The organism is Streptomyces sp. RerS4 (assembly GCF_023515955.1).
Lineage (GTDB): Bacteria > Actinomycetota > Actinomycetes > Streptomycetales > Streptomycetaceae > Streptomyces.
In genome coordinates, this window is sequence record NZ_CP097322.1 from 6,986,823 (window position 1) to 6,999,766 (window position 12,944).

13 protein-coding genes are annotated in these 12,944 nt (G+C 72.9%); 5 read left to right on the plus strand and 8 right to left on the minus strand.

Annotated features, from left to right (window positions below; all coding sequences use genetic code 11):
- Nucleotides 1-191: 191 nt before the first annotated feature.
- From M4D82_RS31340 to M4D82_RS31365, 6 genes are all read right to left on the minus strand, one after another.
- On the minus strand, nt 192-1,583 hold the full coding sequence (locus tag M4D82_RS31340; RefSeq protein WP_249770780.1) for a HAMP domain-containing sensor histidine kinase: 1,392 nt from the start codon (nt 1,581-1,583) through the stop codon (nt 192-194).
- Nucleotides 1,580-2,305: a response regulator transcription factor gene (locus M4D82_RS31345; protein WP_249770782.1), complete on the minus strand. Its 726-nt coding sequence runs from the start codon at nt 2,303-2,305 to the stop codon at nt 1,580-1,582. Before M4D82_RS31345 ends, M4D82_RS31340 begins: the two co-directional genes overlap by 4 nt.
- Nucleotides 2,306-2,393: 88 nt before the next feature.
- Nucleotides 2,394-2,960: a hypothetical protein gene (locus M4D82_RS31350; RefSeq protein WP_249770784.1), complete on the minus strand. Its 567-nt coding sequence runs from the start codon at nt 2,958-2,960 to the stop codon at nt 2,394-2,396.
- A gap of 52 nt (nt 2,961-3,012) precedes the next feature.
- Nucleotides 3,013-3,840: a thioredoxin family protein gene (locus M4D82_RS31355; protein WP_249770786.1), complete on the minus strand. Its 828-nt coding sequence runs from the start codon at nt 3,838-3,840 to the stop codon at nt 3,013-3,015.
- 272 nt (nt 3,841-4,112) lie between these two features.
- Nucleotides 4,113-4,682, minus strand: coding sequence for a hypothetical protein (locus tag M4D82_RS31360; RefSeq protein WP_249770788.1), 570 nt, complete (start codon nt 4,680-4,682; stop codon nt 4,113-4,115).
- A gap of 182 nt (nt 4,683-4,864) precedes the next feature.
- Entirely contained in the window at nt 4,865-5,788 is a 924-nt protein-coding gene (locus M4D82_RS31365; RefSeq protein ID WP_249770790.1) for a CAP domain-containing protein, read from the minus strand.
- A 376-nt stretch (nt 5,789-6,164) separates the two neighbouring features.
- On the opposite strand from M4D82_RS31365, the gene M4D82_RS31370 reads away from it, so the two are divergent.
- Nucleotides 6,165-7,181, plus strand: a complete 1,017-nt coding sequence (locus tag M4D82_RS31370) for a glycoside hydrolase family 26 protein (RefSeq protein WP_249770792.1) — start codon at nt 6,165-6,167, stop codon at nt 7,179-7,181.
- Nucleotides 7,182-7,522: 341 nt separating this feature from the next.
- Complete coding sequence (locus M4D82_RS31375; RefSeq protein ID WP_502988902.1) at nt 7,523-7,927, plus strand: aggregation-promoting factor C-terminal-like domain-containing protein; 405 nt, start codon at nt 7,523-7,525, stop codon at nt 7,925-7,927.
- A 100-nt stretch (nt 7,928-8,027) separates the two neighbouring features.
- Here the strand turns inward: M4D82_RS31375 and M4D82_RS31380 are convergent, their stop codons facing one another.
- Nucleotides 8,028-9,020 carry an Imm49 family immunity protein gene (locus tag M4D82_RS31380; RefSeq protein ID WP_249770794.1) on the minus strand — a complete coding sequence of 331 codons (993 nt, stop codon included), beginning with the start codon at nt 9,018-9,020 and terminating at the stop codon, nt 8,028-8,030.
- A gap of 158 nt (nt 9,021-9,178) precedes the next feature.
- On the opposite strand from M4D82_RS31380, the gene M4D82_RS31385 reads away from it, so the two are divergent.
- Complete coding sequence (locus M4D82_RS31385) at nt 9,179-9,910, plus strand: hypothetical protein (RefSeq protein WP_249770796.1); 732 nt, start codon at nt 9,179-9,181, stop codon at nt 9,908-9,910.
- A gap of 41 nt (nt 9,911-9,951) precedes the next feature.
- Complete coding sequence (locus tag M4D82_RS31390) at nt 9,952-10,449, plus strand: GNAT family N-acetyltransferase (RefSeq protein ID WP_249770798.1); 498 nt, start codon at nt 9,952-9,954, stop codon at nt 10,447-10,449.
- Nucleotides 10,450-10,575: 126 nt separating this feature from the next.
- Here the strand turns inward: M4D82_RS31390 and M4D82_RS31395 are convergent, their stop codons facing one another.
- Nucleotides 10,576-12,192, minus strand: coding sequence for an FAD-binding oxidoreductase (locus M4D82_RS31395; RefSeq protein ID WP_249770800.1), 1,617 nt, complete (start codon nt 12,190-12,192; stop codon nt 10,576-10,578).
- 70 nt (nt 12,193-12,262) lie between these two features.
- On the opposite strand from M4D82_RS31395, the gene M4D82_RS31400 reads away from it, so the two are divergent.
- On the plus strand, nt 12,263-12,910 hold the full coding sequence (locus M4D82_RS31400; protein ID WP_249770802.1) for a TetR/AcrR family transcriptional regulator: 648 nt from the start codon (nt 12,263-12,265) through the stop codon (nt 12,908-12,910).
- Nucleotides 12,911-12,944 lie beyond the last annotated feature (34 nt).

The window sequence follows — 12,944 nt, forward strand, 5'->3', positions numbered from 1 at the left end:
CGTATGCCATTGCACGCCAGCCCCCTGAGCGTCATCGGTCACCGCAACACTCCGAACCGTAGCGCGCCGGGACCGCCGACGGCAGGGCGTCCGGCCAGTCTGCGCACCAAGCTCTGTTGGGATGGAATCGTCCTGGCAGCTGTGATGTTGTGGCGCCGCGAACCGCCCGATGATCATTTGTCAGACAGGCTCTAGCGCCTGCGGCCGCGGGCGAGGCGGGAGCGGTGGCCGGACGGCGCCGGCGCGGCCAGGGCGAACGTCACCGTGATGCGCGCCCCGCCGAGCGGCCCTCGGGTGATGCGCAGCGTGCCGCCCGTCGCGTTCGCGGCTCGTTGCGCGATGTCGAGGCCCAGCCCCGTGGACCCCGTACTGCTCCCCCGGGACAGGGCTCGTTCCGGCTCGGGGATGCCCGGTCCGCCGTCCTCCACGATCAGCTCCACCGCCTGGGCCGTGCGCACGACGCGCACGCCGAACGGGGTCCCGTCGGGGGTGTGACGGAAGACGTTGCCGATGAGCGCGTCCACCACGGCGGCGACGTCGTCGGCCGACAGGCCGACGTCCGTGGGCTCCGCCGTGAGGTCGACGGCGCAGGAACGGCCCTGCTGCTCCGCCAGGACGGCCCAGAACGCGGTCCGGCGACGTACGACCTCGGCCGCCTCGCAGCGCGGGCCCGCCGCCCCCGCCGCGCCCGCCGGCGCCCGCCGCGCGGCCGTCTCCGTACCGAGCAGGCCCTGGCCCATGGGTCCCACCGCGAGCGGGGTGCGCGCCGCCGCGATGATCGCCTGGAGTTCGGCCTCCAGCTCGCCGACCGCCGCCTCGACCCTGGCCGACTCCGGGGTGCCGGCCATGCGTTCCGACGCCAGGTGCAGGGCGGTCAGCGGGGTGCGCAACCGGTGCGACAGATCGGCGACGAGCTCGCGCTCGACGGCGAGCAGCTCGTTCATGCGGTGGGCCATCGCGTTGAAGGCGACGCCCGCGTCCCGCAGTTCCCTGGGGCCCATGGGCTCGACGCGGGCGTCCAGGTCGCCCAGGCCCAGCGCGTGAGAGGCCTGCGCGAGCCGCTTCGAGGAACGGACCACCTTCGCGCCGAGCCGGTCGGCGACCAGCACGGATCCGGCGATCAGCCCCACGGCGAGGCAACACATCACCGCCCACGACTGCGCCACCCCACGGGTGAGTTCCGCCTCGGGCACGAAATCCTCGATGACGGCGACCTCGTCACCCGGCAGCACCACCGGCTGCAGGCAGATCCAACCGTCCGGGACCTCCTGCGAGATCGACTCCCGCCCGCGCTGCGCCCGTTCGAGCAGCGCCGCAGGGGCCTTGGAGGGGCCCAGGGCCCTTGATCCCGGCAGGTGCACGACCAGATGCTCCGCCGCGTCCAGGCTCGCCGCGGACTCCCGCAGGGCATTCGGATCCGTGGTCAGGGTGAGCACCGGTGCCAGGGCGGCGGCCCGCTGCTCGGCCGCCGTCACCCCCTGCTCCTTGACCAGCGACATCACCAGGGCGGCCAACGGTATGAGGAAGGACAGGGCGACCATGGAGGTCACCGCGAGCGCCACCCCGGCCAGTGAGCGCCTCAACGCGGTGCCACCAGCTTGATGCCCACCCCGCGAACGGTCAGCAGGTAGCGCGGGGCCGCCGCCCGTTCGCCGAGCTTGCGGCGCAGGGAAGACAGGTGCACGTCGACCGTCTGGTCGTCCACGTACGGCTCGCGCCAGACCTCGGTCAGCAGACGCCGTTTGGAGACGACCTGGCCGCTGTGGTGGGCGAGGAACGCCAACAGGTCGAACTCCCGACGGGTGAGGCGCAGCTCGCGCCCGGCCAGGTACGCGGTGCGCGCGCCCGGGTCCACCGCCAACTCGCCCACGACGGTGGGGCGCAGGGGATCGGCGGCCTGCGCCGGCGACACCCCGGCCGCACCGCCGCCGGGGGAGGGCACACCGGCGGTGCGCCGCAGGACGGCGGAGAGGCGGGCGAGGAGTTGTCCCCCGGAGAAGGGTTTGACCAGGTAGTCGTCGGCGCCCGCGTTCAGGATGTTGATGATCTCCGACTCGTCGTCGCGGGCGGTGGCCACCAGCACGGGTACGGAGGAGATCCCGCGGATCATGCGCAGGGCGTCGCCGCCGTCCAGGTCGGGCAGTCCCAGGTCGAGGACCACCGCGTCCACGGGCGACTGCGTGACCTCGCGCAACGCGCCGAACCCGTCGGCGGCGCTGCGTACGGCATACCCCTGCTCCACCAGGACCTCGATCAGCGACTGGCGGATGCTGGGGTCGTCTTCCACGACCAGGACGCTCGGCATGCGGACACCTTAGAGGCTCGGCGCGGCGCTGACGTGGACAGGTCACCACCTGCGCCGGGACGGACCGGGAAGGCCCGGAACCGGCGGGTCACGGGGTGGCGAACGCCGGGCCGTCCCGCGTGACGCGCACGCGTACGGGCCGGCCGGACACCGGGATGGTGCAGCCGTCCCGCGTGCTGCAACTCGCGTAGCCGAGCAGGACCGTGGCCTCGCCGTGCGCCGACGCGCGCACGGGCAGGGTGGTGGTGACCGGGCCGTCCGGGTAGACGGGGACCGGGGTGTCAACCCCGGGCACCTGGATCGACCGTACGGTCGAGGCGGTCCGCAACGGGCCCTCCGCCGCGAGGACGCCGGTGACGGCCACCGTGGTCGGACGGCCCACGCCCTCGATGCCGGTGGGCGGCAGATCCATGCTGTAGAGGTGGAACCCCTCGGCCTCGGGAGTGAAGACCGCGTTGAGGGTCCCCTTCGAGGCCTGCCAGTCGGACAGCGAGAGCGTGACGGTGACGCCGTTCTCGGAGAAGCGCGTCGTGGGCCCTGGGCCGCCGGACGGCCCGGCGGGCTTCCCGCCGCAGGCCACGAGCGCGGCCAGGGGGATGAGGGCGGCCGCGACACGGGTGCTACGTCGGAATCCGACGTGTGCTGAAACGTTCATCGGTGTGCCTCGGTGTCGTGAGGTGCGGGTGGGGGTGCGGGTACGGGTGCCGTCACGGCGCCCACGCGCGCAGGAAGGAGTCGATGCCCTCCGCCGTCAGCGGCGGGTTGCCCGTGACGTGGGTGTCGGTGCGCGTCGTGCCGGACGGCGAGACGACCACCAGGACCGGCATCCTGTACGTCCCGCCCGAGGGGCTGTACGCGCGCAGGAGCGCGGAGTTGGCGGAGCTGTCGCCGCCGATGTCGATCTTCACGAGGTGGTACGACTCCCCGAGGATCGCCGAGGTCCGCGGCTGCGCGAACACCTTGTCGGCGGCCTTGCAGTTGCCGCACCAGTTCGCCCCGAAGTCGAGCAGCACCATCCGCCCGTCGGACTTGGCCGCGCGCAGGGCCGCGTCGATCTGTGCCCGCGCGTCGGCCGAACTGTCGTAGCCGGGGCCGGGAACGCGGGCCGGCCCGGGTGCGGCGGTGGTCGGGGCCGGCTTGGACGATGTCCCGGTGGCGCCGCCGGAGCCGGAGCCGGAACCGGACCCCGGTCCGGACCCCTTGCCGGTACGGGAGGGGCTCGGCGACGACCCGGAGGCGGAGACGGACGCGGAGGCAGCGACGGACGCGGAGACGGCGACGGACGCGGACGGCAGGGCGGACGAGGTCGCGGACACCGCGGCAGACGCGGTCGCGGCGGCCTCGGCGGGCCGCGCCGCCGGGGACGCCTGGGCGCCGGCCGACGCGGCCGATCCGACCGGCTCGGCGGAGGGCCCGCACGCGGCGGTCATCCCGGCCACCACCACGGCCGCGGCGACCAACGGCAGGCGCCCGCCGAGGAGTGCGGCCGGGCGGGCAGACGTCGTACGGCGTTCGGCGCGGACGGATCGGAGCATGCGAGAGCTCATGGCGAAGACACCCCAAGGCGAGGATCGGCTGACCGGGTGGGCGAAGCGCACCGCGGATCGGTGAAATCGAGGCCGTCGGTGCGCAGGGGCTTCGTGTGCCCCGACGCCGACGGCCGCTCGGCTGACGCGAGCATAGGACCGTCTGGGGCCCGTGGAACCGCCTCCGTGCGACCTTGAGGATGCCCTAAGGAACAGCTCACCTCCCGCTTCGGTGGAAGCGGGTCCAAGAGCGCACACAGACGCCCGAATCCGGCAACGTTTCAGAAGGAGCTCTCGCGGACGCTCGCCTTGGCCACCGGGGTGATCGTCGCCGTGATCACCGACCGGTGGTCGTCGCCGCTGAACGTGACCGTGAGGGTGTCGTCGGCGCTCTGCGAGGTGGTCGCCTTGAAACCGAGGCCGGGGATCGCGGAGATCAGGCACACGCCCCGGCTCCCGTACCGGACCGTGACCTTGCCGCCTTGGGAGGGCACGGTGTGCAGGCCCGCCCCGCCCTTCTCGCAGTCGACGCCGCTCTTCGGCGCGCCGGCGCGGGAGGCGGCCGACGACGCCTTGGCGGGGGAGGGCGTAGGAGACGGGGACGAGGAGGGCTGGTGCGTCACCGACGGCGAGGGGCTCGCGGAGGCGCTCGCGGTCGGGGAGGCCTGCTCCGGCTGCGGGCTGCCCGCCTGCCAGGCGGGGGGCGTGTCGATGACCACCGGGGCGGAGCGCGCGACCGGGGGCGTATGCCGGGTCGACCCGACCACGAACTGGACCGTGGCGAGTACGGCGGTCACGCTGGCGGCCGTGCACGACAGCCATATGAGCAGGTAGCGCGGAGTTCGGGGCACGGCCCCATGGTGGCCGATGGGCCGAACGGGCCGTCGTCGACCCCACGGAAAGCCGTAGTCCCCTGCCCGTTGGGTGAACGCCGACGTCCTCCGACCCCTCGGAGGGGTCGGAGGACGTGCCGGAGCCGATCGGCGGGCCCGTGGTGTCGCTCCTTCGCCGCTCCTTCGCGGCTGCTTCGCGACTACTTCCCGGCGCCGAAGTTCTGCGTCCACCACGGGCCACCGTCGCCCTTGTGGACGCCTATGCCGATCTCCCGGAAGGCGCAGTTGAGGATGTTGGCCCGGTGGCCGGGGCTGTTCATCCAGGCCGACATGACCGCATCGGCGTCGCCCTGCCCGCGCGCGATGTTCTCGCCCAGGCGCGACCACTGATAGCCGGCGGCTTCCACGCGGCTGGTCATGGTGGACCCGTCGGGTCCGGTGTGTGACATGACGCCGCTGCGGGCCATGGTGTCGCTGTACGCCCGCGCGGCCGCGCTCAGCTTGGCGTTGGTCGTCAGCGGACCGCACCCGGCCGTCGCCCGTTCCTTGTTGACGAGGGCGAGAACGGCGGACTCGGCGCCCGAGTCGACGGTGCCCGACCCGCCGGAGCCTCCGGACGAGCCCTTGGAACCACCGGAGCCACTGGAACCCGTAGAACCCGTGGAACCACCTGAGCCACCTGAACCACCTGAGCCACCGGCCTTGGTGGGGGAGGACGCGCGCGTCGGTTCGCCCGGCTCGTCCGTCCTCGTCGTGGCCGGCGTGCCGTTCGCCTGTCCGGCGGGATCGCCGGGAGCGGTCGACGTCGAGGCTCCGGCGCCGGGCGTCCCGGACGGGGCGCCGGCCGAAGCCGAGGCCGAAGCCGAAGCGGCGGCCGAGGCGGTGGGGCCGCCGCTCGGGGCCGCGCCGGTGGGGTCGGCCGCGGGCGTCGTCGATCCGGCGTCGGACGCCGCCCCGGTGTGACGCCGCTCCGTGCGGGCGTCCCCGTCGGAGTCGGCCACCGCGACCCCCACCGCCACCGCCGCGGCGGTCGCGGTGACGGACAGCACGACGCGTGTGCGCATCGTCTTCTTCCGGCGCGCCTCGATGCGGGACGGGGTCGCGGGAGTTCGGCTGCGGCTCATGCCGGTAACACCTCACTGGAGAGGGGGAGGGGGGTGCGACCGAGCCTAGGCACGTGACCAGGGCGAAGAGCGCCCCGGAAGGGGTTCTTCAGAATCCCCTAAGGAAGCCCGCAGGATGGACACAGGGACGAGCCGGACAATGGTCCCCAACTCGACCCGCTCCGCCCGACGCCGGCTTCGGCGGCCGAGGGCAACGAGTTCCGCCTCCCCCACAGGCGGCTCCGGCCCCGCTCTGACCGCACTCACCTGGTCGGGTCAAGCGAAGGCGGCGGCCTGCCGCGAATGGCCCAGCTTCTGGACACCCGGCAGGCGGCGAGTCGGATGAGATGCCTAACGTCGCTCTCACAGACATCGATTCGCGAACCGTGGAGACGTCATGTCCCATCGACGCCGCCGGCTGGCGGGCGCCTGCGCCATCACGGTCGCCGCCGGCATGCTCGCCACCGGCGGCGCCTTCGGCACACCGCCGCGAGAGGTATCGGACTGGCGTGGCGGCGGGCGTGAGGTCGCCGTGGGCGCCTATCTCCATTACGGCTCGCCCGGCGTCGAGCGGATGCGGGAACTGTCGCACTGGCTCCGGGGCACCGAACTGCGCGCCGGGCACACCTACCTGCCCGGTGACACGTGGGCGAACATCGAAGGCGCGCCCGATTCCCTGGAAAGCTGGGCCCGGTGGCGCAAGGCGAGAGCGGACCGGCTGTTCGTCCTGAACGTGCCCATGCTGGAGCGCAACGAGGCCGGAGTTCCCGACGACCGCGTCGCCGAACTGATCCGCACGGGCGCGCGGGGTGCGTACGACCACCACTTCCGGCGGCTGGCCGAGCGTCTGGTCGGCCTCGGCCTGCCGGACACGGTGATCGTGCTCGGCTGGGAGATGAACGGATTCAACTACACGCACCGATGCCGGCCCGACCCCGAGAACTGGAAGAGGTACTGGCGGCGCATCGTGACCGCGATGCGCTCGGTGAAGGGGCAGCGCTTCCGCTTCGACTTCGCCCCGAACCGCGGCGGCGACGCGATCGCCTGGACCAAGTGCTACCCCGGCGACGACGTGGTGGACGTCCTGGGCATGGACTCCTACGACCAGCCGCCCGGTGAGAGCTTCCACGACTACGTCACCCAGCCCTACGGCCTCCAGCAGCAGGTCGACTTCGCGAAGGCGCACGGCAAGCGGATCTCGTACCCCGAGTGGGGGCTGTTCCGCAACGGAGACAACGCCGAGTACATGCGCTCCATGCTGGAGTGGATCGCCAAGCACAAGCCGCTCTACCAGAGCATCACCGACTACTGCCCGCACGGCGTGTGGCAGTGCACCGAGAATCCGGACTCCGCGCACGTGTTCCGGGAGTTCCTGTCCACGGAACGGGGCCGGCGCTGGGGGTACAGACGATGACAGACGGTGAGATTCGGGCGTCGTAGGGGTGAGCCGCCCCATAGGACCCACGTCACACACGAACCGGGATAGTAGGCCGACGCTCGCGATGGCGCCCCCTCGGGACCCTTGCCACCTGCGCGGACGCCCGAGGGTCGGGCGTAGGGGCCTCGGGCCCCGTCTGCGAGGGCTCCTAGTAGGTGGGCTCGTTGCCAGGCCCCCGGGGGTCTGTCTAACTGGATGAGTCGCAAGGCGGTCGGGTGCTTCACCCGCCACCGACGAACCCCTCTCCTCCGCGTGAGTGGCTCACGCATGTCTTCGGCATGCCGCGACGGTCCTTGTCCCCTTCGGAAGGTTCATCCGTGTCCAACGCCGTCATCCGCCGCATCGCCGCTTCGAAGAAGACCCTCGCGGGTACCGTCGTCGCCCTCGGTGTCGCCGGTTCCATGCTCGCCGCCGTTCCCGCCCAGGCGGCCCCGACGAGTGCCAAGGCGATCGCCCAGCAGATGATCAAGGACCCGGCCCAGTTCGCCGCCTTCGACAAGATCATCTCGCACGAGAGCGGCTGGAACCACACGGCGACGAACCCGTCCTCCGGTGCGTACGGCCTGGTCCAGGCCCTGCCGGCCTCGAAGATGTCCTCCGCCGGCTCGGACTGGAAGACCAACCCGGCCACCCAGATCAAGTGGGGCCTGGACTACATGAACGAGCGCTACGGCAGCCCGGTCGGCGCCTGGAACTTCTGGCAGGCCAACCACTGGTACTAAGCCACCAGCGGGCAGCAGACACACGAAAACGCTCGGTCGGGACCTCCCGGCCGAGCGTTTCGCGTATCCGGCCGCGCGCGGGCGCCCACGGTCCACCGGTCTACCGCGCGACCCAGCCGCCCAGGTCGTTGCGCTCCGCAGCGGCCGGACGCAGTGCTTCCGGGGAGCCGAGCAGGGCCGGCGGGAGGTATCCGGAGCGAACCCCGAGCTCCCAGCCGTGTGCCTGGACCGCCAGCGCGGCAACGGCCAGGGTGCCGAGCGGCAGCAGGCTCCTGGGGGCGGGGCCCTCCACGCCGGCGCCGTCCACCCCCGCGCCGTCCACCCCCGAGTCGTCCACCCCCGCGCGGTACTCGCGGAGCCGGGCCGCGAGGGCCTGCTCGAAAGCCTGCCGGTCGTCGTCCAGGAGGGTCCGCAGGAGCCGCTGGTCCGAGGTCAGGGGGCCGGCCGCGTCCAGTTTCCGGGACGCCTCGGCGCGCTCGGCGGCGCCCGGCTTGCACAGGACGACCGTCGGCCAGTCTCGGGGCAGGTGCCCGGCCGACAGGGTCAGGTACTCACACAGCGCGTCCATCTGCGCGAGATGCGCCGGATCCGACACCGAGGGGTGGTCCGAGTAGGGCACGCCCTTGCGGATCGCCGGTGCGAAGTCCTCGCGGAGCAGGCCGCCGATCACCCGCTTCCACTCCCACACCAACCCGCTGACCAGGCATATCGCGAAGGTGTCCACCCACGTCGCGGCCGTGGGGGCGTCCTCCACGATGTCACCGAAGGTGATGTCTTCGCTGCTGAGCTGCTCGTCGATGAGAGGGAAGGGGATCTCCTGGTCACCGTTGGGGAAGCAGCCGATGCTCAGCAGCCCCAGGGAGCACTGCGCGGCCGTGTGCAGTACGTCGCGCAGCGGTGCGTCGAGCCGGGGATCATGTGCGAGGCGCGCGGCGGCGTGGTCGAGGAGCTCGTCGCGCATCGTCTCCAGCTGGGGCATGGACATGCCGCCGTACTGCATCCAGTGCCACCGACCGAAGGCCCGTCCCTTGATGTCTTCGAGCGCCTGCGCCATGCGCTCTCCGCTGACCTGGTGGGGTGTCACGTCGTGCACCGCTGCCGTCCTCTCATGATCGCCACGGCTGGAGCCGGCAGGCTATCAGCGGGGTCCGACACCGCCGTTCCGTCGGCCGGCGGAGGTGTGAAGATGGCCCCGTCGAGGGGATCGATCTCCGTTGCACACCGCACCACCCGAGCGAAGAGGAGGGCCCGATGAGCGCGGCCGAGGAGGGACGGCAGTGGCCGGACGAGGTCAGTGTCGACAACGCGAGGGCGACGCTGCTGCAGCTCCTCGCCCGGTCCGGGGTCCATGAGGGTGACGCGCGGCAACTGATCGGGCTCGTGGAGGCCGGGGCGCTGGCCCGCGCGCACGAGGAGCTGAGCGCCGGCGACCGCGGCGTGCCGTGGGACAAGGGCGAGGAGTACGAATCCGGCCGCCTCGCCGGCGAAGGGCGGCTCCTGGAGGAGCTGGGCGCCATCGCCGAGCGGACCCTCGTACGGGCCGTGGGAGCGGACGGGCAGCCGGCCCCGGCGGGGGACCGGCCACCGGTGGGCCGTGGTGAGGTGGAGACGGCGCAGGTGGCGCTCACCCCTCTGTACCTGTCGTTCACCGCGGTCTCGGAGCTGGACCCGGAGGTGACCCACGAGGTGCTCGTCGCCGTCCTCGCCACGATGACTCCTCGGCAACGGGCCGCGTACGCCGCGCGGTTGCGGGAGTTCGTCACGGCCCACCACACCCGTCTGGAGCGGCTGTTCGCCACGTACGGACCGGGCAGCGCCATCACGGTCCACGGCCGCTACTCACTCCTCCACTCCGCCACCGGCATCGCCGTGTTGGAACGGCTCGTGACCGCGCCCCCGGCGCTGCGGGAGGAATGGGACGCCGCCGAGCTGCCGCCCGCGTGGCTGGACGGGTTGACGACCGCCTGGAACGCCACGGCCTGACACCGTCCCGGGGGCGCGTGCGCCGCGGCTAATGTGGTCGGATGATCGTTCTGCGTCACGCCGCCCCCGGGGACGGGCACGTCCTCGGGGAGATCCACGCCGCGGCCTGGGAGGCCGCCTACGCCCCCTTCTTCGCCCCCGAGTTCGCCGCCGATGCCGTACGGGACAGGCTCGGACGCTGGCACGCCCGCATAACGGACGGCCCCGAAACCCTCTTGCTCGCCGAACTGGACGGCCGCCCCCTCGCACTCTCCTACTACACCCCGTCCGAACACCGGCCCGGCTCCGTGGAGATCCTGAGCTTCTACGCCCACCCCGACGGCTGGGGCAGCGGCGTGGCCGCCGCCCTGATGACCGACACCCTGAGCCGCCTTCGCGAGGCCGGCTTCGCGCACGTCCACCTGTGGACCCTGCGCGACACCGCCCGCTCGCGCCGCTTCTACGCCAAGTCCGGTTTCGCCGAGTCGGGCAGGGAACGCGCCCTCGACTTCGGCGACGGCAACCCGCTCACCCAGGTCGAGTACGAGCGCACCTGCTGAGCACGCCGCGGACCCCTACGGGTTCCGCGGCGGGGTGAACTTCGTGAGGATCAGCAGGGTGTCGACGAGGTCCTCGGCCGGAGGGCCCGTCGCCGGGCGGCGCAGTTGCTCACGACGCCGCCGGGGTCAGTCGAGCAGGACTCCGGGGTTGAGGACGTGGCGCGGGTCCAGGGCGGTCTTGGCGGCCCGGAGCGCCAGGGCGAAGGGTTCCGGGCGCTGGAGGTCGTAGCCGGGGCGGTGGTCGCGGCCGACGGCGTGATGGTGGGTGATCGTGGCATGGTGGCGGTGCAGGACGTCGCTCGCGGCGGCCTTGATCTCGTCCCAGACCTCGACCTCCCGGCCGGGGCGGCCGGCGACGGCCACGGTGAAGTAGGGCGCGGCGCCGTCCGGGTAGACGTGCGTCAGGCGGCAGTTGACGATGGCCCGGCGTCCGGTGGCCTTCAGTGCGGCGGCGCCGACCTCGGCGCGTACGGCGTCGATCAGGCCGGGGATCCTGTCCCAGGTGGCGGCGGTCTCGAAGGTGTCGACCACGGCGCCCATGCGGGCGAGGCCGTCGCGCAGGTAGGGCATGCGCAGGAACGCCGAGCGCCAGGCGCTCACGGCCGCGTCGCCCGAAGCGCCACCGTCCGCCGTCGGCGACCCGCCGCGGCCGCCGTGGGCGCGGGTCAGGTCCAGGGCGGTCGCGAGGCGGGCGTCGACGGGCGCGGTGGCGGATTCGAAGCCCAGGACCAGGACGGTGGAGCCGTCGTGCGAGGCACCCGACAGGAGCGCCTCGCCGGGGTCGAGCAGGCGGCAGTTGGCCGGGGCGAGGTCGGACTGGGCGATGTCCCGTACCGCGTCCAGCGCCCGGTGGAAGTCGGTGAAGGCGACGGACGCCGAGACCTTGTGTCGGGGGCGTTCCCGCAGCCGCATCCACGCCTCGGTGATGACGCCGAGCGCACCCTCGGACCCGAGGAACAGCCGGTCGGGCGAGGGCCCCGCGCCGGATCCGGGCAGGCGCCACGACGTTCCGGCGCCGGCGGGGGTGACCACGCGCAGGGACTGCACGAAGTCGTCGATGTGGGTGTGGACGGTGGCGTAGTGGCCGCCGGCCCGGGTGGCCAACCAGCCGCCGAGGGTGGAGAACTCGAAGCTCTGCGGGAAGTGGCGCAGGGTCAGGCCGTGGGGCCGCAACTGGGCCTCCAGCACGGGCCCGAGGGCCCCGGCCTGGATCCGGGCGGCCCGGCTGACGGTGTCGAGCTCCAGGACCCGGTCCATGGCGGTCAGGTCGAGCGAGAGCACCGCCCGGTGGGCGTCGCCGCGGTACTCCACGCCGCCGACCACCGAGGTGCCACCGCCGAAGGGGATGACGGCGACGGCGTGGTCGCCGGCCCAGTCCAGCAGGTCGGCCACCTCCCGGTCGTCGGTCGGGCGGGCCACGAGGTCGGGAATCCGGCCGGGGCGGCCGCGTAGGGCCCGGATGATGTCGCGATAGGCCTTGCCCATGGCGTGGGCGGCGCGGGCCTCGGGATCCGCGCTGACCAGGTGCGCCAGGGAGGCCGGAGGCGTCGCGGCGGGGCGGCCGATGCGGAGGTCGACGACCCGGGGGACCGGCAGCGGGCGGGCGAGCGTGCCCGGCAGGAGGGAGCCCAGCTCGACGCATTCGGCGTCGCTCGGATGGGCGTCGGCATAACCCCAGCCCCACCAGGAGCGGAGGCGGGAGGAGCCGGAATCGGCGGCGGTGGCTCTGGTGGTGGCAGGCATGAATGGCTCCCGACAGGAGGTTCCAAGAAACTTACCCATCGGTAAATTACCCTAGGGTAAGATCGAGGACATGACAACGCCTCCCGCCAAGGACACCGAGGCCGCCAACGTCGGCGGCAAAGCCGGCACCAAGGGCGTGCCGAGGGCGGCGCGCGAACGGCAGGTCCTGGCCGCGGCCACCGAGGAGTTCGGCCGAGGTGGCTACGAGGCCACCACCATGGCCGCCATCGCCGCGCGGGTCGGCGTCACCAAGCCGCTGCTGCACCAGTACTTCGGCGGCAAGGAAGACCTCTACCTCGCGTGCCTCGACCCCGTCGGCGACCTGCTCCTGGGCGCCGTACGGGCCGCCATGACGGAGCACGCCACCGGCGCGCCGCCCACCTCCCTGCGCGTCCTGAACGCCCTGTTCACCGCCCTGGACGGGCGGAGGGAGGCATGGTTCGTGCTCTACGACGCCACCCTGCCGCCCGGCGGCGCCGCCGCCCGCCGCGCGGCCCACTACCGCGACGCCATCGACGACCTCGCCGCGACCGGCACGGCCGACCTCCTGACTGCGACCGGATCCCACGACCCGCTCGACGCCGACGCCCTCAAGTACGCCTGGCGCGGCCTGTGCACCGCCCTGGTCCGCTGGTGGATCAACCACCCCGACCAGTCACCCGACGCCATGACGGAGCGCTGCGCGCGGATCTTCGCCGCGGCGCGCTCCCTGGCCTGAGAGTGTCACCCCCTACCGGCAGCGCTCCGGCCCC